This window comes from Francisella philomiragia, from assembly GCF_018135955.1.
Taxonomy (GTDB): Bacteria; Pseudomonadota; Gammaproteobacteria; order Francisellales; family Francisellaceae; genus Francisella; species Francisella philomiragia.
In genome coordinates this window covers 737,473-760,002 of sequence record NZ_CP063138.1, presented here as the reverse complement: position 1 = coordinate 760,002, position 22,530 = coordinate 737,473, and the positions used below count along the sequence as shown (strand labels likewise).

Here is a 22,530-nt window from a genome sequence, read left to right as displayed (position 1 = left end):
ATAATGGGATTTAAATGTGGTATTGTAGGTTTACCAAATGTTGGTAAATCAACTCTATTTAATGCTCTTACAGAAGCTGGTATTGAAGCAGCTAACTACCCTTTTTGTACGATTGATCCAAATGTAGGGATCGTTTCTGTTCCAGATCAAAGACTTAATGAGTTAGCAAAAATTGTTAAGCCAGAAAGAATACTTCCTACAACTATGGAGTTTGTTGACATTGCTGGTCTTGTTGCAGGTGCAAGCAAAGGTGAAGGTCTTGGAAACAAATTCCTAGCAAATATTCGTGAAACAGATGCTATTGCACATGTCGTCAGATGTTTTGAGGATGATAATATTATTCATGTAAGTGGAAAGGTTGATCCTATTGATGATATTAACACTATCAATATGGAACTAATATTAGCTGACATTGAGTCTTGTGATAAGGCAGTTCAAAGATTCGCTAAAATGAAAAAATCTGGTGATAAAGAAGCTTTAGCTAAAGCAGATTTTTATACCAAACTAAAAGAGCATTTAGAATCAGAAAAACCAGCTAGAACATTTCAGCTAACAGATGATGAAGCTAAGTGGCTTAAGCAAACTCCTCTACTAACTAGCAAACCTGTATTGTATATTGCTAATGTTACTGAAGATGGTTTTGAAAATAATCCATTATTAGATAAGGTTACAGAGTATGCTAAAGCTGAAAATTCAAATGTTGTTCCTGTTTGTGCTGCTATGGAGCAAGAAATCTCTCAGCTTGAGCCAGATGAGAAGCTAGAATTTTTAGCTGATATGGGACTTACTGAGACTGGTCTTGATAGAGTTATCAAAGCTGGTTACGCTCTTTTGAATCTTCATACATACCTAACTGCAGGTGTTAAAGAAGTCCGAGCTTGGACAATCCCTGTAGGTGCTACAGCGCCCCAAGCCGCTGGTGTAATTCACACTGACTTTGAGAGAGGATTTATCCGAGCTGAAGTCATCTCGTATGATGATTATATTCAGTATAATGGCGAAAAAGGTGCAAAAGAAGCCGGTAAAGCTCGTCTTGAAGGAAAAGAATATATCATGAAAGATGGTGATGTTGTAAACTTCAGATTTAATGTATAGCTAAATCTAAGATGTCCAAGAATATAATTCATAACTGTCTAATTTGGTTATCAGTCATTGGTATAGTTGGTTGTAATACATCTTTTACCTATCCAAATTATGAACCTAGCGGAACATACTATAATCCAGACTATGACAAAGATGATCTGATTCATGGTTACTTTCAGCAAAGTGTTGAACAGATGGAAACTAGTCCATATACATATCAAGGTCAGTACTATGAAGAAACTGGCTTTACTCAGCCAAGTCCTTTTATGCAGAATATAAACTGGAATAGAATGAACGTTTAATAACAAAAATCTATTTTATATTTCTATACTCGTAGTTAATTTTATAGAAACTATTTTGTTATCTCTAATATTCGTTATTTCAAGTAAGATATTATTATATTTTATACAACAAGGTCCTTGCGGTAAGTTCTCAATTTCTTCTATTATAAGGCCGGACAAAGTTTTAGCATCTTCACTTTCAAACTCTATCCCTATATGACGATTTATTTCTCTTAATGTAGCACTACCACCTATTAGATAACTATTTTCATCAAGTTTGCGAATATTATTATTCATATCAAATCTATCAGAAAACTCTCCAACAATTTCTTCCATAATATCTTCTATTGTAACCGTACCACAGACATCACCATATTCGTCAACCACAATAGCAAATCGTTTACTTCTATATTGAAAATTAACCAACTGAGTCTGTAAAGAAACTGTTTCTGGAATGAAATACGCTTCATGGGCAATTTTACGTAAACTTGCTTTTGTTATTTGTGATCTCTTAGTTGATATAAGTAAATTAGCTATCTCCTTAAGTTTTATAACTCCAATAACATTATTAACACCATTCTCACATAAAATAATATTCAAAGATCTCATTTTTGCTATTCTAGCTAAAATTTTATCTACTGAATTGCTCAGGTCTATATATTCTATTTTATTAAAATGGGTCATAACTTCTTGGACTAAAACTTTATCAAGTTCTAATACACCTATTAACATATTTTTATTTTTAGCACCAAGTTTTGCATTTGATTCATTTACAACAGTCTGTATTTCTTCCTTATCCAAAGACTCATTATTTACAGGCTCAATCTTTATACCAAAAAGTTTTAAAGTTATTTTTGAAATCATACTAAGAAAAACTACTGCCGGATATAGTAATATCATTATTACTTTTAGAGGTAATGAAAATGGAAAAGCTAATCTTTGTGGATAGACTGCTGCAAATGATTTTGGAATTATCTCTCCAAATACTAAAACTAAAATTGTGACAACTATTGTTGCTATCAATAAACCAATATCACCAAAATGATCTTCTGAATATGATGAAATGACTGTACCTGCAAATATATTTGCAAACGTATTACCTATAAGTATCGCAACCAATAGTCTCTCGGGATTACGAACTAAAGATAAACTTCTTTTTGCTGCTCGATGATTTTTTTTTGCTAAATGTTTAAGTTTATATTTATTCAAAGCCATCATAGCTGTTTCTGAGCTTGAAAAAAAAGCTGAAATGCAAATAAGAATAAATAAAATAATAACTACAGTATAAGTACTCATTCAATAAATAATAATGAAGATAATGCGAAGTCTTATTTTAACATAAGAACTTTGATAATAAAAAATATAATCAGAAATGTTTTGTTTGAGGGTATTATACTCTCATGAAGTCAGCGTGAACAAGCTTAACTTTATATGGATGTCTTTGTAGTGCTTTGATGATTACTTTTTCTTCTTGACCATCAATCTCTAAAGTGATTTCACTTGAGAAGAATGCTTTATCTTCTGTAGAGTGTAAAACTTTATCGTGATCTAATACTATAGATACTGCTTCCTTGTCACCACCATATATAACAGCTGGGATTTTACCAGCTCTTCTTAGACGGCGGCTCGCACCAGATCCTAAATCTTCTCTTTTAACTGCTTTCAAACTAAAATTTGCCATTGTTAAATTTCCTTTGTTTTTGTTTAAACTGAATTTATTAATCTATGCGACCCTAGATTAACCGTGCTATTATAGTCAGCTATAACTATAAATTCAAGGTATTAATCAACTAAACCATCTATTCTAAAGATATCACTCACAGATTCTTCGCCATTAGTCTTCTCTACAATTTGTGCAAGTAAAGGAGCTAAGGTAATAACTTTAATTTTATTACAAGCTTCAGCATGTGGTTTTAGAGGAATAGAGTCTGTAACTATAAGCTCTTCAATAGCTGAATTTTCGATATTTTTGATAGCATCACCAGATAATAGAGGATGTACACAAAACGCAGAAACTTTAGCAGCTCCACCCTTTTCAACTAGAGCTTTTGCTGCTTGACACATTGTCCCACCAGTATCCATGATATCATCAACTAATATACAATGCTTACCTTCAACATCACCGATTATATTCATAACTTCTGCTACATTTGGTCTAGGTCTTCTTTTGTCTACAACGGCAATCTCAACACCCAAATTCTTGGCTACAGATCTAGCTCTCACTACTCCACCCATATCCGGAGAAACAATTTTTATATTCTCATATTTTTCAGGATTTTTACGCACATGCTCTAAAAATATCTTTGTTGCAAATGCATTATCAAATGGAATGTCAAAGAAACCCTGAATCTGTTCAGCATGAATATCTACTGATAAAATTCTATCTAAACCAACCGCCTGAAGGAGATTTGCAACAACTTTTGCAGATATTGGAACCCTTGCTGATTTTGATCGTCTATCTTGTCTAGCATATCCAAAATATGGTAAAACTGCAGTTACTCTTTCAGCTGATGATCTTTTTAAAGCATCAATTAGAAGTATCAACTCCATCAAGTTATCAGATGGTGGACATGTAGACTGAATGACAAAAACATCCTTACCACGAACATTTTCATTCAATACAACATGTATCTCACCATCTTTAAACCTACCAACAGTAGCATTACCAAGAGTTGCTCCTAATTCCTTTGCTACTTCACAAGCAAGCTTTTTAGAAGCATTACCACTAAAAATCATCAAATCTTCAGACATACCTATACAACCTTTTAAAATTCACACACCTTACGCTCATCAATTTTAATGTTTTTTAGAAACTTTAAAAGCCTAAAAACAAGTTTTTATCTATTATTTTAGTATTTGCTGTATATTACCCTGTCTTTTGAATTAAGATTTTGTCTTTGTTATACTACCTGTACCTTTTAAAATCAAATAGTTCCTAAATCTATATTAATTTTATGAAATTCAAAATTTTTGATAATACCTTTCAAGCTGGAGAAATGGCAACTTTAGCAATGCCATTACCAAGCCAATACTCATGTGCACCAATGTATTTACCTATTAAAATTCTCAACGGTGTAAAAGAAGGTCCATGTATTCTAATTTTTGGCATGGTTAGTGGTGATGAGTTTAATGGTATTGAAATCATCAACTCTATACTAGAAAAAACAAACCCAAAAGATTTACATGGAACAATAATTGCTATTCCTGTATTAAATGTTTTTGGTCTAGTACATGCCATAAAACATAGTCAAACGCTCGAACAGGCTTTCCCTGGTGATGAATCTGGTTCATACATGCATCGCTATGCATATAGAATAACTCAAGAGATAATCAAAAAAACTGATTATTCCGTACAAATTAAAACAGGCGCATTAAATCATGAAATACTACCTCAAGTGTATTTCAATGCTGAAGATGAAGAATCTATCAAAATGGCTAGAGCCTTTCAAGCTCCTGTTATTACTGCTGTAAATATGAGTCGTTCAAGTATACGTAAGATTCACCAAGATTTAGATATACCATTCATCTGCTATGAAGCAGGTGAAGCTAATAAATTTGATGAAGAGGCTATAAATGTTGGTGTAGCAGGTATTCAAAATGTAATGCGCAAAATTGATATATTAAAAGATCAAGATTTTGTTCAACAGGTTAAACCTCTTGTCTCAGAAGACACTGAATGGACAATATCAGATAAACCAGGAATCTTAAGAACAGAAATTGAGCTTGGTACAAGGGTCAAAGAAGGTGAAAAAATAGGTAAACTAATAGATCCATTCGGCAACGATGATAGTGTTAATCTAAGATCTCCGATTGATGGAATCATCTTAGGCATTAACAACTACCCTATGATTAAAGAAGGTGACTTAGTATTCAAAGTATCATCTTTTCAAGATGATGAAAAAGCAGAAGCAAAAATAGAAAATTGGGAAGAAATAACAAAAGAAAATTTTAGTGATGAATAATCGATTATCTTTTTTGGCAATCACTATATGGCTGACTTGTGCTGTATTTTTTATGTACGAGTTTTTATTAAGAACTATTTTAGGTACATTCGAGCATCAGATAATATCTGACCTTGATTTAAGCATACTAACTTTTAGTATTCTTAGCTCTACCGCTTATCAGCTTACATATGGAATCATGCAAATTCCTGTAGGTATTATTACTGATAAACTTGGACTAAAAAAAGCCCTAACTTTAGCAATATTAGTATGTGCCTTAGGAGTTGGGTTATTTGGTGTATCAAATAGCTTTGGTGCAGCTCTAGTATATAGAGTTATGATAGGTTTCGGTGCCTCTTTTGGCTTTTTATGTTTATTAATTGCTGTATATGACTGGCTACCACACAAACATATTGGTTTATTTATCGGTCTTTCACAGTTTATTGGTGTTCTCGGGCCAATGCTTGCGGCAGGTCCTCTAGAGTCTTTGTCGCAAGCTGGTGGTATAGACTGGCGCTATGTATTTATTATATTAGCAATAATAGGTGTTGTTCTAGCTGGAATAACTATAGTTATAGTAAAAAACAATGATCAATCTGGTGAATCAGGCAAAAATAGATTTATTATTCTAAATACCCCAACATCAGTAATGAAAGAGATTCAAAGTATATTTTCCAACAAACAAATTTGGTTAATTGCAGTTTTCTCAGCTACTACTTACTTAGCAATAGAATACCTTTCTGAAAATGCTACTAAAAGCTTTTTATCCTTAAATGGCTTTGATGCTAAATTTAGTTCTTATTTGATTACCTTAGCATGGCTAGGTTATGGCATTGGCTGTCCTACTCTGGGTGCAATATCTGATCGTATAAAAAGAAGAAAGCCCGTTATGATTTTTGCTATCTGCTTAACTTTTGTTTCGTTAGCTACAATTATTTTCTTTCCAATAAATCAAGCAATATTATATTTATCATTTATCTGCTTAGGCTTAGGAGCTAGTGGACAAAGTATTGGATTTGCCATTATCGCTGAGCAATCTAGTTCTGGATGTAGAGCAGCAGCACTAGGGGTTAATAACTTTCTTATTATGCTATCAGTCGGAGTTGGTTCACCGATTATTAGTGAGGTTTTTGATTTATTTTCTAATCAAGGCAAAAATCCATCTATAACAAGCTATCAAACTAGTTTAAGTTTATTGTTGGTATTTACTGCCTTAGGTGTATTAATAAGTATATTTTTTATCAAAGAAACATTCTGTAGATCCAAAAAAGAAGTGATTTTTGTAGATGTGAAATAAAGTATTTTTTAGAACTTACTTAACTTATCTAAACTAATCTCCCGCATTCTATATTTTTCTATAACTAATGAGAATATTATTAAAGTGCTTATAAATAAAGGTACTATTAGATATAAAAAAGCTCTATCAAAAACATTCATATCTATTCGACCAGTTAATGGGCCTCCATTTAGATATACACTAATATAACTGATTAAATATTGAAATATCGCACCACATAGTCCTATAACCATATTAACAATAGCCAATGCAGTAGCTTTAATTTGTGCCGGAAATATCTCTTCTACTACTGAAAATGCCAGAAGCATACTCGAAACCGAAAATCCTATTATAAAAAATATAATATATAAGTAACTAACTGTAATAGAACTTGCAAATATAATTACAGATGAAAATGCTAATAAAGTAATTAAATTACAGATTAGCATCCATATTCTCTTTTCACCAAATAGACTAGCAATAAAACCATGCGATGGTCCACCAACTGCTATACCTACGAACATCATTACACTTATTTGTGCTGCTGTGTGCTGTGATAGATTATAAGCTTGCTCTAAAAATAAAACATCATAAAGCTCTGAAAATGAATTAACAACAATACCAACCATTAATCCTGCATAAATTGCTAATAACCACAGCTTCTTATTTAGAAGCAATTTTAAGCTTTGACGAAAGCTCAAATACTTAAAATTACTAATAGGATTATTAATATCTATTGATGATTTTAAGAATACAATAATTATTATGCTCCAAAAAATACCAAAATAGCCTATTAAGGCTAAAGCTGACTGCCAACCATGAAGGATCACTAAATGATTTAATAATACTTGACCAAATATTCCTCCAAGTACTCCTATAGTATTAGTTAGCCCTACAGCGATAGGAAATACTCTCTCGGGTAAAACATCAGCAGCTACTTTTAGAGTTCCTATAAAAGCTACCGCTGAACCTATGGCAATTAAAACTCTCCCTATTAGCATAGTATCTAAACTTGGATCATATACAAATAGTAAAATCCCCAAACTCATAACTAGACACGATACTGATAGCATTATCCTTGAGCCAAATCTATCTAACATGATACCCGCTGGAACCTGGGATATTGCATAAATAGGAAAATATATACTCATTACATAAGCTATATCTTCTATTCCTACTTCCATACCAGTAGATATTGGTTTGATCAAAACACTTGGTGCAGTATGTTGAAAATAGTCTAAACCATAGAAGATCGCAGCAACGATCCAAATACCCCACCCTATTAATAGACTATATTTCTGAGTCCTCATCAGTCAATACATATTATTAGCTAACCATATTTATAGGATATAGAAAAAAAACCTTTTTTTACGATCAAATATCATTAAGTTTAGGTCTAATTAGTTTGATTTTATAAATAGTAATACTATAAATATTCAAATGTGGTCTATTTCTATATATTTCGCAGCCAAAATAATTATGGAATTTAGGTTTATTTTAAATTCAAAATTTTTAAAATAAGCCATATACTTTATTTATAAATTTAATATCTTTGGGATATCTCTATGACAACATATAACGAACTAATATTTAATAGCGTTTCTACTCTTGTTATCTCAGTAATTATTGTTATTATAGCCATCTTGTCATTTCACATACTGAAAAAAAGAAAAACAACTATAAAACAGGTTAATAAGTTAAAATCTCGAATAATATATATCAGCATAATAATTTTCTTTTTAATAATAATAAAAATATGGCTTGGTGGAATTACTAACTTATTTACAATGTTGAGCTTAGTAGCTGCCGGTTTAATAATCGTAAATAAAGAAACTGTAATGAATCTTGTTGGCTGGATCATCATCAATTGGAGAAGCTTATTTTCTGAAGGGGACTATATCCAGATTCAAGGACAACATGGTTATATTACAGAAGTAAAGTTATTTTATTTTAGAATGTATGAAACAACTGAACATGGCGATAAAAAAACAACTGGGAAGCTTCTAAAATTTCCAAACTCTATAGTTATTACAAGTATTATCTCAACATTTACTAGTGATGAAAATATTATGTTGCATAAAGTTCCTTTTCTGATAAATACAGAACAAAATGTGCTAAAAATAAGAGATAATTTAGACTCTAAAATTAAAAAAATAATTGCAAATAAATACTCATTCGATGAAGACTTCTCAAAAAGTAGTATTATTACTAAGAATAAACTCAAGCAATGTGGAATATATAATTTTGCCCCAAATGTTGAGATAAAAACTGTATCAGACAAAGAAAATATCGTAAATTTACAGGCTTATTTTTATTGTTATATAGATGATAAAAAAGAAATAGAACAGCAATATATTCATGAGCTAATCAAAGAAGTTAAAGCTAAGCCTTCTTCCTAATAAACTTTTTGATATATAAATTAATAGTACTAATCCATAATGGACTAAACAATAATGACAATGATATCAATGTTATACAATATTGGTACATAGTATCTGATAGAATTCCTGAAACATATCCCATAGAAATCAATACAAAACTGAATTCTCCAATTTGAGATAACATTGCGCCACCTATCAATGCTTCATCAGTTCTTTGACGTAATGCCTTAAAAATAAGTGCATTTATTGTTGTATTTAATACATAGGTCAGTAGTAATAGTGAGATGAATAAAGATATATGATTCCAAAATAGATTAAGATCAATCAACATACCTATAGAAATAAAAAAGAGCGCCATAAAAATTGTTTTGACAGTAGAAAGACTATGGCCAACCCATTCTGTTTCTTCGACAGTAGATACAATCATCCCTCCAATAAAGGCTCCTAATGCTGAAGATAGCTCTAAAGATTCAGTAAGCCCAGCCATACCAAAACAGATAACTAAAGCGGCAAAAACTCTCATTTCTTCATCTTTGCCTAATACAGATATAAATGGTATTTTTATATTTTTCTTTACGGCCATAATTGCAGCAATTGATATAACTAAAATACCTCCTACAACTTGTATCAATATTTGACTAACGGATGGCTCTTCACCACCAATAATTCTTATAATAATAAGCATTGGTACTACTGCTAAATCTTGAATTAAAAGTACACCAAGTACATTTTGACCTAAACGTGTCTTCATACTACCATTATCATTCAATAATTTAAGTACAACCGCTGTACTACTTAGACTAATCACAGCACCAAATAGCAATATCTTAGCTAGACTCCAATCCAGAACATAGCCAATAATAGATACAATAAAGCTAGTTACTAGCATCTGTAGCATTGTACCTATAGTAGGAACCTTCCAGTTTTCAGCAAACTTTCTAGGTGATACTTCCATGCCTGCAAAGAATAATAACAGTATTACACCAATTTCTCCTAACCTAGCTAAATTCTCCTGGTCTTGAATTAGTTTTAGTCCATAAGGGCCTAACAAAATACCAGTTAAAAGATAAGCAACCACATATGGCTGTTTTAGTTTTTTGAGAACAATAGTGACAATTAATACACCTAGCATCACTACGACAAAAAGAGGGAAAAGAGGCTCGCTATGCATACTCAAAAATTCTATGATATCTTATGATAATGATACTTTATAAACCCAATAAATTACACAACAATAATTAATTTTTTCTAAATTAGTTATTTAAAATAACTAGCTATCTGGCTCTATATTCTTGTATTACAACTCTAAGCTTTCTAAATAATATTTTTTTGAAAAAACTACTTTACAAACTCATTACCATGAAATAAAATACACGAAATAAAATACATATATTAAATTTCATATTAAAGGGAGGAGAAAAATATGACTAAACAGGATATAGATAATGCACTAGCTAAGTGGAAGGATGGGCTTCTGAAGATTTCTAGAACTTATAGAGAGGGAGGAGACTATAAGAATCTAGCTCACAATTTTATCAAAAACATGTATGCCTATGATAATAGTGAAGTTCTTTTCAAGCCTACTCTTGCTTCTAAGCAAATGTTTAGAGGTGACTTAGATGGTGCAGTATCTTACTTTGTGGCTGGCAATGATAAATACCCTGAAGATAATGGTTTTGCTATTGGCCCATGGGCTGACTTAGAGTTTGAAAATACTGGTTATATCGTTGAAGGCAATATCGGTATTGTTATGGGTAATAAACACCTAACTCAAACTGACGGTACAAAAGTAATAGCTAACTATACTATGGGATTTAAACCAAATGATAATGGTGAAATGCAAATCGTGCTTCATCATTCATCTTTGCCATATTCTCCAGTATAATTAACTAATAAATAATACAAAATATAGATAATGGCTACTAAAAAACTACAAAGTTGGACTTTTCTAACCAACCATTCACACGTGTTATGTCTCATTAATAGTAACCCAAACATAACTATTAGAGATATGGCTATCAAGGTTGGGATCACTGAAAGAGCGGTCCTAAATATACTCAGTGACCTGACCGAGACAGCCTATTTAACAGTAAAAAAAGTAGGTAGAAATAACCATTACAGTATTAACAAAGACAAAAATCTTCGTCATCCTATTGAAAATCATTGTACTATTGATGATTTTCTGAAGCCTTTATCGAAAAAAATTTCTTAATAATTATTTAACGTCACTTATCCTACTTGGAAAATATCTTTGCAAAATGTAGTGCAAAATTCCCATTAGAGCATGAGCATAAATATATATCTCAACAGGATCAACAAGTGTTTTATGAACGGCTTTTACACTATCTATATATGCTGACTGATAGTTCCAAGCAGTGAACCAAAAAAATCCTGTAACCCATGCTAGAGTTAAAGCCAATAAACCTAAACCTTGGACTATAGCAGCAAGACTACCACTACGAGCATTAGGTAATTTAAACTTTCTCAACTCTAACATATCTTCTCTTAGTGCTGAAAAATCACCATACAGATATGGAAAATAGTATCTCAAACCTCTTTTATCTAATGACATAATTAGTAATAGCACGCTCAACACTGCTAACCCTAGCCCACAAAGCATATGGGTATATGCCCATGCGTTCAGTCCATATTTAGTATGCACAAAATTACTATTTATAATCTGAAATAAAACAGCCAGACCAACTACAATATGTAGAATACGATAGTTTTTGTCTTGTGACTGACCCAAATATTCCCAAAATGACTTTATAAAAGAATATGTTCTGTTGCAAAGATTCATATTTTACTCATTATCTCCCATAGCATTCTCAACTAGATTACTTTCAAGCTCTTTTTTAGGTTTTATATTTGATATTACTTTAAGTTTCTCAACTTGCCCAATTAAGTTTCCACGGCCTGTTTTTAGCTTACTAAAAGCATTTTCGTAAGACTTATTAGCATCAGCAATAGATTTGCCAACTTTTTCTAGATCCTCTACAAAACCTACAAATTTTTTATATAACTCTTCCGCCCTGCTATAGATATCTGTAATACTCTGAGCTTGTTTTTCATAACGCCAAGTATTTTCAACTGCTCGTAATGCTACTAATAAAGTTGTAGGACTAACTAAGATAATCTTTTGCTTAAATGCTTCATCATAAAGGTTAGTATCATTATCAAGAGCTAATAATAATGCACCTTCTATAGGGATAAACATAAATATAAAATCTAATGAATTTATACCTTTTAAATTTTCATAATTTTTATTTGCAAGACCTTTTATATGATCGCGAATAGATTTTATATGAGCTTTTAAATGAGTTTGTTTTTGTTCTTCATCTGCCGCCATATAATCATTGTACGCAAATAACGAAGTCTTAGCATCTATAATGATATCTCTACTATCAGGTAGTTTAACAACCACATCAGGACGATATGCTTTGCCTTCATCATCTGTAGTATGCTTTTCACGAAAGTACTCAAATCCTTCTCTTAGACCAGATTTCTCAAGGACATTTTCAAGCACCATCTCACCCCAGATACCTTGCTGCTTGGTACTACTTCTAAGAGCATTTGTGAGATTATGAGCCTCAGCAGTCATTTTTTGGTTTAACTCTTTAAGAGTTTTTAACTCATTTTGTAGAGCCCCTCTAGCAGTAGATTCTTTATCATAAACATCTTCTACTTTCTGCTTAAAATCTTTAAGCTGCTCGCGCACAGGATTTAAAACACTATTTAAGCTTTCTTGATTGCGCTCACTAAGTTTTTTTGAATTATCCTCAAAGATTTTATTAGCTAGATTTTCAAATTCAGTTTTTAACTTAGCCTCACTATTTTGTAATAACTCTAACTTATCTTTCATAGCAGCATTTTGTTCTTTAAGCTGAGTTTCAAGCATTGATACTTGAGACCTATAGTTTTTTATCTCTTCGATATAGCTATAAGATTTTTCTCTCTCTTCTTTAAGCTCCTGCTTAAGCTCATCTATACGCAGAGTATTATCTTGTTTTAACTCTAAATTCTTTTGCTTCTCTTGATCTAAAAGTGTATCAAAAGTTAATTCTTTACTACGCAAAGATAATAATTCTTGCTGTACTGAGTTTTTATAATCTTCAAATTGAGCCCGAATATGCTTTGTTTCTATAGATTTGTTATTAAGTATAAAAAATAGCCCTATGCCACAAACGACTAATAGCACTATCAATGCTATAGCTAATATCATTTTAAATTCCTTAGATTATTTATTTTTTGATCTTATAGACCCTTGTAGAGCCTTGCGAATTGCTTCAGCAGCTGTTGTTGATTCTCCAATAGTACCACGAATCATTTTCTCTGCATCTTTTTGTTTATAGCCAAGAGCTAAAAGTGCATCTACTGACTCACTAAAAATTGAGTTTGAAATAGCTGCCGGAGTTTGAGCGTGCTGAACACTATTAGCATTTATAGATGCTGAAGTATTAGATGATTGGCTATAAATCTCATTTGCCATTTTTAATAATTTATCATAGATCTCAACAACCAAACGCTCAGCTGTTTTTTTCCCAATACCTGGTACAGTAGCTAATAACCCATAATCTTTATTCTCGATACAATGCAAAAGTGTTGTAGAATCCATACCTGATAATATTGCAATAGCTGTCCTAGCACCTATTCCACTTACTTTGATTAATTCTTGAAAGACTTTTTTATCAACCTTTGTTTTAAAACCATATAACTGTTGAGCATCTTCACGAACTACAAAATGCGTATAAAGACTAACTTGACTATTAATTTCACCCAATGAGTAAAACGTAGTCATTGGAACAAAAACTTCATATCCTAAGCCATTTACATCTATAAGCAAAGCTGTAGGATCTTTTTCAATCAAAGTACCTTTAATAAAACTAATCATCATCTATACCTTAGCACTTTTGAATTGTAGTTAGTTTCAAGCTAACCATAAGTGCAACTAAGAATGCAATCGGTAAAATCATAAGTGCAACAGAAATATCTAAGTTGAAACTATTAACCAAAATTCCAACAATAATAGGAACAACAAAACCTGAAAGCATAACAACAGTATTGTTTATACCAAAAAATATAGACTTTGGTTTTTCTGCTCTATAGTTAGCAATTACTGTAAATGATAATGTTTGACCAGCAGCGGCACAACCTATCAAAAATAGTACTATCATACTCATTGTATGGCTCAAATCCATGAACAATAACGCACAAACACAAACAAAGCCCAATAGGGACACGACAAACAACATATTAACTTTATTTTTAAATTTATCATATAAGAATCCAAAAAATGGACTACCAATACCTAAGCCTAACCATAGAAAAGCTACAGAGTATGATGCTTGTGTTGCCGTAAAGCCCTTAGTCTCTAACAAACTCACTCCCCATATAGCCCCTAAAGTAGGTATAGAACAATAGATAAAGAAAGCATAAAAATATATCGTAATTAGATTCTTATTTAAAAGGTTACCTTTAATTTCACTATTTACTTCTTGCTTACTCAAAGTCTCTGCAGCTTTAGCACCCTCTTTAACAAATATCAATATTAAAGCCGCTAAAAAGATTCCTACAATAGCAGATATTAATATTACTAATCTCCAGCTATCTAAATAGCTAACAAAAAACAATAATGGTCCACCAGCTAAGATTGGACCAAGAGTCCCTAATATCTGTGTTGATCCAGATAAAATGCCCATATACCTTACAGGGAACCACTGCGTTGAGATTATTAGTAATCCCAAGAAACCAAATGCAGCCCCAATTCCCATCAAACATCTAGCAAAAATCGCGACATATATACTTGACGTTAAAGAAAATAATAAAGCTCCCAAAGCACAAGCAATAGTTGCAAAAAATAGTGATTTTTTTATACCATATTTATCAAATATAAAGCCTACTGGGACTTGCAACGCTGAATAACAAAGATAAAAAGCGCCCCCAAATAATGAGAAGCTAAAAGCAGTTGCCTGAAAGCTATCGACAATCTCTTGATGTAATGAATTTGGCAATACTCTTAAGAAAAATTCATAAAAGAAAAATGTTGCACCAATAAGCCAAACTGTACAAGCTTGAAGATAATATCTAGTTCCCATAATTTGATAAGCGTAATTTTTATGTTAAAACTATTATAGATTTGCATTTAGCTTTAGACAAACAGTTTTACTAGATTTATCTAATTCTTTTTTGAGATACTCGACTTGCTCCGGCAATTCTAGCTAAAGACTTACTACTATGATAATGACATATTGCTATAGCTAAAGCATCCGCAGCATCTTCAGGTGGTTTTTTGCTTAAACCTAGTATTGATTGTACCATATGTTGAACTTGAGACTTAGCAGCACCACCGGTTCCTACTACAGCTTGCTTGATTTGTTTGGCTGAATACTCTGATACTTCAAGGTTATTAATAGCAAGTGTACACATCGCTACTCCTCGAGCTTGTCCAAGCTTAAGTGCTGCTCCGGGATTCTGGAACATAAAGATCTGTTCTATAGCTGATTCAGTAGGAGCATAAGTATTTACAACTTCTGTAATACCATCAGCTATTTGCTTAAGTCTTCTAGCTGTACCCGTTTCCGTAATCCTGATACAACCACTTGCTACATAATATACCTTATTATCTTGAATCTTTATGATCCCAAAGCCTGTTACTCTAGAACCTGGATCTATTCCTAAGATTACCATTTATAGACTTTCTAACCTTAAATAAACTTATAAAAATTTTATTACAGATAATTTCCAATAGATAGAAGCTTTTTAGATATTACGAATAACATTTGTAACAACAAGTCTCAACTTGTCATTACATAAAAAATATGAAAAAACTATCCTAACTGCTCCATTAACTCTTCAGTAAAGTTAACATTAGAATATACATTCTGTACATCATCAAGATCTTCTAATCTATCAATCAAATTCATAACCTTCTCAGCAATTTCGATATCAAGCTCGGCTTTTGTTTCTGCATCAAAAGTTACTTCAGCATTATCAGAGTTAAATCCTTTTGCGATCAATGCCTCTTGCACATCAGAAAAATCATGAGGTGTTGTGAAGACATCTATACTACCATCTTCATGAGTAATAATATCTTCTGCGCCAGCTTCAAGAGCTACTTCCATAAGAGCATCCTCATCAACACCTGGAGCAAATGAAATAATACCTTTTTTAGTAAACATATAAGCAACCGAACCATCAGTACCTAAGTTACCACCACTTTTTGTAAAGGCATGACGAACTTCTCCTACAGTACGATTACGATTATCAGTCATACAATCTACTATTATAGCAACTCCACCCGGTCCATAACCTTCATAGCGCACTTCTTCAACATTAGCACTATCATCACCACCTGCACCTTTAAGGATAGCTCTCTCAACAGTATCTTTACTCATGTTATTAGCAAAAGCCGTTGCTATGGCTGCTCTCAAGCGTGGGTTTGCATCCTTATCTCCACCTCCTAACCTTGCAGCAACAGTTATTTCTCTAATAAGCTTTGTGAAGATTTTTCCTCTTTTAGCATCTTCTTTTGCTTTTTTATGCTTAATATTAGCCCATTTACTATGACCTGCCATTTTTACACCTACTTTATTTATATATAACTAACTACTTTTTCTACTAATTTATCAATACCTTGAGATACTTCTAAAATATTTTTAGCACACATATATGCTGGAGTTGACACAACTTTTACAGATTCATCAACGCATATATCTGTCGCATCCATAAGAATAGCTTCTGCACCCTTTTTCTCTAGGATAGCAGATGTATTCTCATCTGTACCGATAGTTGCTTTTGTACCCTCTGGATATACTAAGGGAATCATCAATGGTGCAATACATATATATCCAGCAGGTTTATCTGCCAAATAAAAAGCTCTCGCAAAAGTCAACACATCTTGATTCATTTGATAACTTTCGTCACCAACAAATGCAAAATCCATAATATTTTTGGCTGCACCAAAACCGCCCGGAAAAATGATTGCATCATACTCATCACTATCTGCATCTGCTATATCGATAACATTACCTCTAGTGATACGTGCAGATTCTTCTAAAATATTTCGAGGAGATGCTTTGCTATCAACACTTTGATGAAGATGATTGATAACATGTTTTTGATTTTTATTAAGCGCAACTCCTTGCCATTCTACACCTTGTTTTTCTAATGCTAGTATTGTTAAAACAGTCTCTTGTATCTCTGAGCCATCTAGATAACCACATCCAGATAATACTACAGCTATTTTTGCCATTTTAAATTCACCTTTATGTTTTATTATTTTATAAGTCTAGATTATTTCTTTTGAAAACTCTGTCTGCTCTATAGCTTGATCTAACCATAGGACCTGATGCTACTTCTAAAAATCCTTTTTCAAGTCCAACTCTACGATATTCTTCAAATTGCTGTGGCGTAACAAATCTTTCTACACTCAAATGATGTTTAGTAGGCTGCATATATTGACCAAGAGTTATTATATCCACACCCACACTACGCGCATCATCCATAGTCTTATATATTTCTTCATCAGTCTCGCCAAGACCTACCATAATACTAGTTTTAGTCAGGATATTAGGAGATTTTTGTTTAACATATCTCAAAAACTCCAAAGTCTGCCAGTATCCAGCTCTTGGATCTCGCACAGGATGAGTCAAACGCTCTACAGTCTCTATATTCTGAGCTATTACATCAACTTTTGTATTAATAATTTTATCAACATTTTCTTTAACCCCAGCAAAATCAGGAGTCAATGCCTCAACCTTTATGTTCTCATCAAGATTTTTGATAGCAGTAATTGTAGCTGCATAGTGTCCTGCACCACCATCAACTAAATCATCACGATCTACAGATGTTAATACGACATATTCAAGATTCATAAGCTTGACACTTTCGGCTGTATTTTGAGGCTCTTCTTTATCTAGCCATCCTTTTGGATTACCTGTATCTACTGAACAAAACTTGCAAGCTCTAGTACACACAGCACCCATCAACATAATTGTAGCTGTTCCATGAGACCAACACTCATTGATATTTGGACACTTTGCTTCTTCACAAACCGTCGATAATCTATGTTTTTTAGTTATTGACTTAACTTTTAAATACTCTTTTGAATCTTGTTTTTTTACTTTTAACCATTCTGGTTTGCGTATGTGTACTGAGTTTTCCTTTTTGTTTCTAATACCATCTTTAACGGCATGAAAACCATGGTCTGTAGTGTACTTTGTACCACTCTCAATTTTTACTTTTATATTAGATATCTCTTTCATACAATTATTGGAGCATTCGCTTGATCTATAATTTTCACTACATTATAAAAGATAAACTCCTATTTATAAATATTTACTTTCAGATTATCTATTTTATAGAAATTATTACTCGCAATCATATATAAAAAATCGACTTATATATAATTTGCAGATGATTTCAAAAACATTTAAACTGTAATAGAACGATAAAAAATAAGGAAAATACTATGCTATCACAAAAATTACTTGACGCTTTAAATGACCAATTTAATTATGAGCTAGAATCAGCTAATCTTTATCTTGCTATGGCTGGTTACACATCTGACCTTGGTTTGGGTGGCTTCACTAATTGGTTTATGGCTCAGTATGAAGAAGAGCTTTTCCATGCAAAAAAGATCATGAAATTTATCTATGATAAAAATGGTCGTATTGAGGTTAAATCTGTTGCTGCACCACAAAATAATTTTAATTCGTTACTTGAAGCTTTTGAAACAACTCTTGAGCATGAGCAAGAAGTTACGACTAGATTTTATAATCTAATGGATATAGCACTAGAAGAAAGAGAACATGCTACTAAGAGTTTCTTACAATGGTTTATAGATGAACAAGTTGAGGAGGAAGCTACTGTTGGTGATATGATTAATAAGATCAAAATTGTTAAAGATAGTGGTTTATATCTGCTAGATCAAGAAGCTGCTAAAAGAAACTTTAATGCTCCTAATTTAGGTTAATATTTATACAAATTCTATATTTTTTCTTCTCATAAATCTTATCAAAAAATATGCAAGTATAAGCACAAATACTCCTACAAACATAACACTCACACTTGTATCAAAAAAATAATTTTGATACAAACTAGCACTATCTACGGCACTAACACCATCTTTTGGAAGAGCTACTACTTGGTTTAATAATCCTGTAATAGAATTTGCCATAGATGAAGATATATACCATGCACCCATTGCAAAACCTATTGTTTTACTATCACAGTATATACCTATCATACTCAGTCCAATTGCACTTACAAACAACTCTGATATCGAGATTAATACATACGATAAGGTAATATAATTACCACTAATTAGACCATCATTTGCTACAGAGAATCCATAATACATTATAAACAACCCCATAGCAGCCATCAAAACTCCAACAGCAAACTGGTAAGGTATATAAAATCTTGGTAAAAGTGGATATATTCTTATAAGTAACATACCACCAAATATTATCAAAACTGGGTTAACCATCTGATAGCTTGCAGGATTTACACTAAACCCAAACATCAAAAGATCTGAGTTATTCTTTGCAGCCATGACAAGAGTAGATTCCATTTGATTATAGATAACAAAAAATACTACTGCTACGACTATTAATATCAGACCTACTATTTGCTTAATACGCACATCATCTCTTAAGAAAAATATTGTCCTAAATAAAAATAGTAATAAACAGAACATGCTGATGCCTGCCACAACAACATTTGCATAATCTGGATAGTGATAACAAATTACTGTAAAAACATATACTATAGCCAGATATCCTAAAACAACTTTTTTAGCCATATTTGTCATTGGCTTTTTATCAATTTCGTCAACGACATTGTCATAGATTTTATATCTATAAGAAAAGTTTGCTATCGCTATTAACTTACCAACAAAAACCACACTTAATACTGCTAAAGCACCAAATTGATATCCAATTAATGAAGGAGCTACTAAATAAGCTAGTAAACTACCCAAGTTAATAGATATATAAAACATTGTCATACCACTTTTTGCATGCACAGGATCTTTGCTATAAATTTTTGATACCATAGCTGATGCTGTTCCTAACTGCAAAGAGCCACATACAGGAACCAAAGCAAATGCAAAAATAAAAAACTCATTACTGAAATGCACCATAAAGCCACTTAAAAATACTGCTAAGTATGCAAAAGCAAGTAACAAACTACCCCAAAATATAGATCTTCTCAAACCAAGATATCTATCTGCAATATATCCACCAAACATAATGATTGCATAATTCATCGCCTTATAAATACCTTGAAATGAATAAGCATGGCTTTCTGAGAAACCAATACCATAATCTAGTACTGATTTTGTTAGGTATAAAATTAAAATAGCATTAAAACTATAGGTAGCAAATTGCCCCCAGAATGTAATTGCCGCAATTGTAAAGCTCTGTTTTGTTTTTAGATCTTTAAACATATTTACTCTTTTGAAAATACAATAGGTTTATAGTATTACTCATTTGTGAAAAAATGAATATTGAATATAACAAATAAATTCTTTTTGAATTATGATATTATCTTAAAAAATTTTTGATGAATCTTTAGTACCATCTCACAAAAAATAATGAATATAAAAAAATTAAACTTCAGAATAATACTCAGAAACTTATTTTTACTATTAGTGATGACAGTTATTATAAGCTGTAGTAGTTCAACAAGAAATCCTGTACCTAAAGAATATGCTCAACAAGCCAACGTAAAAGGCTATGAAACAGTTAGAGCTCACGGATACGGTAAAAATGAATATTTTCAAAAGGATTTAGAACAAAGTTTGAAAACATATTTATCAAATCAAGGTAAAAAACCAAAAATAGATATTTTAGCTCTATCAGGAGGTGGTAGTGATGGTGCATTTAGTGCTGGTATTATCAATGGATGGTCCCAGTCTGGAAAAAGGCCTGAATTTTATTTAGTCACAGGCATAAGTACAGGGGCTTTAGTAGCTCCATTTGCTTTTTTAGGTGAAAAATATGATCAAAGATTAAAAGAAGCATTTACAACAATTTCAGCTGAAGATGTCTTTGAAATTGATCTAACTAATGCTGTATTGGGTAACTCTGCCTCTTTAGCATCAACCAAACCACTTGAAAAACTAATTGAGAAATATATGAATCAAGAAGTTTTCGATGATATTATCAAGGCTCATAATAAAGGTAGAAGACTATATATTGGCACTACTAATATTGACAATCAAAGAGTTAACATTTGGAATATTGGAGAAATTGCGATTCAACCAGACAAAGAAAAATCTCTAGCGCTTATTAGAAAGATACTATTAGCTTCTGCATCCATACCAGTAGCGTTTCCTCCAGTAAAATTTGATGTCAAAGTAGACCATAAAGATTATGATGAATTACATGTTGATGGTGGCATGATGACAGAGGTGTTTTTATACGGTTTTAGTGTTGATTTTTCAGAGGCTTTAAACAAAATCAACTATCATGATGAAATTGATAAATCATTATATATAATTCGCAATAGTAAAATTCATAAAGATTATGTTCCTGTTGATCAAAGTTTTTTATCAATAGGAACTAAAGCGCTATTCACTTTAACTACATCTCAAGGTGTAGGTGATTTATTCAGAATATATTACCTAAGTATGAAAGATGGTTTTAAATATAATTTCACATACATCCCATATAGTTACAATCCGATATCACAAGAACCATTTGATAATCTAGAAATGAATCAGTTATACGAATTAGGCTATAAAATGGGTAAAAGTCAAGACTATTGGAAACACTCTCCGGCCAATATAACTTTTTAATATCTATTAAAAATAATTATAATCACTAAAAATATCTCATATCAATAATGTTTTAAGACATTTATCTAATTGTGATAAATGATATAATTAGCCTCATAGGTTTGAAAATACTAATAAAATATGAAAATATATCTTTACCATCACTGCTCCTATTGTATAAAAGTTAGACTAGTGGCAGATCTAAGCAAATTAGACTATGAGATGATAATCTTAGCAAATGATGATGAGAAATCTCATATAGACAGAATTGGTTCTAAGCAGGTTCCTTTCTTAGAGAAAGATGACGGAACATTTATAAAAGAAAGTGATGAAATCTGTAAGTTTATAGCAAAAACTCAAAATTTTGAGATAGCAGAATCAACGATTGATAATTACGCCAAAGAGTCTGTTGCTAAACTAGCTGAGCATTATCGCAGAATAGTATATCCTCGTATTCCACATCATCCTCGTAATGAATGTGATTTCCCAACACAAAGTGCTAAAGATTATTTTATAAATAAAAAATCTCAATATATTGGTGATTTTGATGCTCTGCTTAGAAATCCTCCCTACGACTCAATTATAGCGATAAATAAAATTCTTAGAGAAATAGCTCCCTTTGTTAAAACTCCTTTCATCAATGGTGATAACTTCTCTTGGGATGATATAAATATTTTTCCAGTATTTTTCATACTAACTATGGCTAGGGATTTGCTTGAGATTCCTAATAATATTAGCAATTACATAAAAAATATCGAAACCAAAACAAATATAGAACTATATTAAG

24 protein-coding genes are annotated in these 22,530 nt (G+C 31.9%); 10 read left to right on the top strand and 14 right to left on the bottom strand.

Annotation, left to right across the window (positions count from 1 at the left end):
* The first annotated feature begins 3 nt into the window (after positions 1–3).
* Complete coding sequence (gene ychF, locus IMS64_RS03655) at positions 4–1,095, top strand: redox-regulated ATPase YchF (RefSeq protein ID WP_211490933.1); 1,092 nt, start codon at positions 4–6, stop codon at positions 1,093–1,095.
* Positions 1,096–1,106: 11 nt separating this feature from the next.
* Positions 1,107–1,385, top strand: a complete 279-nt coding sequence (locus IMS64_RS03650) for a hypothetical protein (protein WP_042518646.1) — start codon at positions 1,107–1,109, stop codon at positions 1,383–1,385.
* A gap of 15 nt (positions 1,386–1,400) precedes the next feature.
* Here the strand turns inward: IMS64_RS03650 and IMS64_RS03645 are convergent, their stop codons facing one another.
* From IMS64_RS03645 to IMS64_RS03635, 3 genes are all read right to left on the bottom strand, one after another.
* Positions 1,401–2,660, bottom strand: a complete 1,260-nt coding sequence (locus IMS64_RS03645) for an HlyC/CorC family transporter (RefSeq protein ID WP_211490932.1) — start codon at positions 2,658–2,660, stop codon at positions 1,401–1,403.
* A gap of 94 nt (positions 2,661–2,754) precedes the next feature.
* Positions 2,755–3,045 (bottom strand): 50S ribosomal protein L25, encoded by a 291-nt coding sequence (gene rplY, locus IMS64_RS03640; protein WP_004287593.1) that lies wholly within the window; start codon positions 3,043–3,045, stop codon positions 2,755–2,757.
* Positions 3,046–3,146: 101 nt separating this feature from the next.
* Complete coding sequence (locus IMS64_RS03635; RefSeq protein ID WP_004287592.1) at positions 3,147–4,115, bottom strand: ribose-phosphate pyrophosphokinase; 969 nt, start codon at positions 4,113–4,115, stop codon at positions 3,147–3,149.
* Positions 4,116–4,318: 203 nt separating this feature from the next.
* On the opposite strand from IMS64_RS03635, the gene IMS64_RS03630 reads away from it, so the two are divergent.
* Complete coding sequence (locus tag IMS64_RS03630) at positions 4,319–5,326, top strand: succinylglutamate desuccinylase/aspartoacylase family protein (RefSeq protein ID WP_211490931.1); 1,008 nt, start codon at positions 4,319–4,321, stop codon at positions 5,324–5,326.
* A complete protein-coding gene (locus IMS64_RS03625) occupies positions 5,319–6,602 on the top strand; it encodes an MFS transporter (RefSeq protein WP_004287590.1) in 1,284 nt (427 codons plus the stop codon). Before IMS64_RS03630 ends, IMS64_RS03625 begins: the two co-directional genes overlap by 8 nt.
* 8 nt (positions 6,603–6,610) lie before the next feature.
* On the opposite strand, the gene IMS64_RS03620 is transcribed toward IMS64_RS03625, so the two are convergent.
* Positions 6,611–7,891, bottom strand: a complete 1,281-nt coding sequence (locus IMS64_RS03620) for an MFS transporter (protein WP_211490930.1) — start codon at positions 7,889–7,891, stop codon at positions 6,611–6,613.
* Between the two features lie 255 nt (positions 7,892–8,146).
* On the opposite strand from IMS64_RS03620, the gene IMS64_RS03615 reads away from it, so the two are divergent.
* Positions 8,147–8,980 (top strand): mechanosensitive ion channel domain-containing protein, encoded by an 834-nt coding sequence (locus tag IMS64_RS03615; protein ID WP_042518655.1) that lies wholly within the window; start codon positions 8,147–8,149, stop codon positions 8,978–8,980.
* Here the strand turns inward: IMS64_RS03615 and IMS64_RS03610 are convergent.
* The gene (locus IMS64_RS03610) at positions 8,964–10,133 is read right to left on the bottom strand and encodes a cation:proton antiporter (RefSeq protein ID WP_042523468.1); all 1,170 of its coding nucleotides are present in this window, start codon (positions 10,131–10,133) and stop codon (positions 8,964–8,966) included. The genes IMS64_RS03615 and IMS64_RS03610 overlap by 17 nt on opposite strands.
* A gap of 252 nt (positions 10,134–10,385) precedes the next feature.
* Here IMS64_RS03610 and IMS64_RS03605 point away from each other — a divergent pair, with 252 nt between their 5' ends.
* Positions 10,386–10,847, top strand: a complete 462-nt coding sequence (locus IMS64_RS03605; RefSeq protein ID WP_012280884.1) for a hypothetical protein — start codon at positions 10,386–10,388, stop codon at positions 10,845–10,847.
* A gap of 30 nt (positions 10,848–10,877) precedes the next feature.
* Positions 10,878–11,174 carry a helix-turn-helix transcriptional regulator gene (locus IMS64_RS03600; protein WP_004287585.1) on the top strand — a complete coding sequence of 99 codons (297 nt, stop codon included), beginning with the start codon at positions 10,878–10,880 and terminating at the stop codon, positions 11,172–11,174.
* 3 nt (positions 11,175–11,177) lie between these two features.
* Here the strand turns inward: IMS64_RS03600 and IMS64_RS03595 are convergent, their stop codons facing one another.
* The 8 genes from IMS64_RS03595 to lipA all read right to left on the bottom strand — a co-directional run bounded on the left by IMS64_RS03595 (position 11,178) and on the right by lipA (position 18,225).
* Positions 11,178–11,762 (bottom strand): cytochrome b/b6 domain-containing protein, encoded by a 585-nt coding sequence (locus tag IMS64_RS03595; RefSeq protein ID WP_200165872.1) that lies wholly within the window; start codon positions 11,760–11,762, stop codon positions 11,178–11,180.
* A 3-nt stretch (positions 11,763–11,765) separates the two neighbouring features.
* Positions 11,766–13,184: a DNA recombination protein RmuC gene (locus tag IMS64_RS03590; RefSeq protein WP_200155985.1), complete on the bottom strand. Its 1,419-nt coding sequence runs from the start codon at positions 13,182–13,184 to the stop codon at positions 11,766–11,768.
* Positions 13,185–13,199: 15 nt separating this feature from the next.
* Positions 13,200–13,853 (bottom strand): Holliday junction branch migration protein RuvA, encoded by a 654-nt coding sequence (ruvA, locus tag IMS64_RS03585; protein WP_041268113.1) that lies wholly within the window; start codon positions 13,851–13,853, stop codon positions 13,200–13,202.
* 10 nt (positions 13,854–13,863) lie between these two features.
* On the bottom strand, positions 13,864–15,057 hold the full coding sequence (locus IMS64_RS03580; protein ID WP_012280880.1) for an MFS transporter: 1,194 nt from the start codon (positions 15,055–15,057) through the stop codon (positions 13,864–13,866).
* Between the two features lie 76 nt (positions 15,058–15,133).
* On the bottom strand, positions 15,134–15,649 hold the full coding sequence (gene ruvC, locus IMS64_RS03575) for a crossover junction endodeoxyribonuclease RuvC (protein ID WP_211490929.1): 516 nt from the start codon (positions 15,647–15,649) through the stop codon (positions 15,134–15,136).
* A gap of 140 nt (positions 15,650–15,789) precedes the next feature.
* On the bottom strand, positions 15,790–16,536 hold the full coding sequence (locus tag IMS64_RS03570; RefSeq protein ID WP_035735471.1) for a YebC/PmpR family DNA-binding transcriptional regulator: 747 nt from the start codon (positions 16,534–16,536) through the stop codon (positions 15,790–15,792).
* A gap of 17 nt (positions 16,537–16,553) precedes the next feature.
* A complete protein-coding gene (gene elbB / locus IMS64_RS03565) occupies positions 16,554–17,213 on the bottom strand; it encodes an isoprenoid biosynthesis glyoxalase ElbB (protein WP_004287578.1) in 660 nt (219 codons plus the stop codon).
* Between the two features lie 28 nt (positions 17,214–17,241).
* A complete protein-coding gene (gene lipA, locus IMS64_RS03560) occupies positions 17,242–18,225 on the bottom strand; it encodes a lipoyl synthase (RefSeq protein ID WP_004287577.1) in 984 nt (327 codons plus the stop codon).
* Positions 18,226–18,431: 206 nt separating this feature from the next.
* Here lipA and IMS64_RS03555 point away from each other — a divergent pair, with 206 nt between their 5' ends.
* Positions 18,432–18,935, top strand: a complete 504-nt coding sequence (locus IMS64_RS03555; protein WP_004287576.1) for a ferritin — start codon at positions 18,432–18,434, stop codon at positions 18,933–18,935.
* 3 nt (positions 18,936–18,938) lie between these two features.
* Here IMS64_RS03555 and IMS64_RS03550 read toward each other — a convergent pair whose 3' ends face one another.
* Positions 18,939–20,411 carry a peptide MFS transporter gene (locus IMS64_RS03550; RefSeq protein WP_211490928.1) on the bottom strand — a complete coding sequence of 491 codons (1,473 nt, stop codon included), beginning with the start codon at positions 20,409–20,411 and terminating at the stop codon, positions 18,939–18,941.
* A 207-nt stretch (positions 20,412–20,618) separates the two neighbouring features.
* Here IMS64_RS03550 and IMS64_RS03545 point away from each other — a divergent pair, with 207 nt between their 5' ends.
* A complete protein-coding gene (locus tag IMS64_RS03545) occupies positions 20,619–21,764 on the top strand; it encodes a patatin-like phospholipase family protein (RefSeq protein ID WP_244972916.1) in 1,146 nt (381 codons plus the stop codon).
* A 120-nt stretch (positions 21,765–21,884) separates the two neighbouring features.
* The gene (grxB, locus tag IMS64_RS03540; RefSeq protein ID WP_211490926.1) at positions 21,885–22,529 is read left to right on the top strand and encodes a glutaredoxin 2; all 645 of its coding nucleotides are present in this window, start codon (positions 21,885–21,887) and stop codon (positions 22,527–22,529) included.
* The last annotated feature ends 1 nt before the right edge of the window (position 22,530 follow it).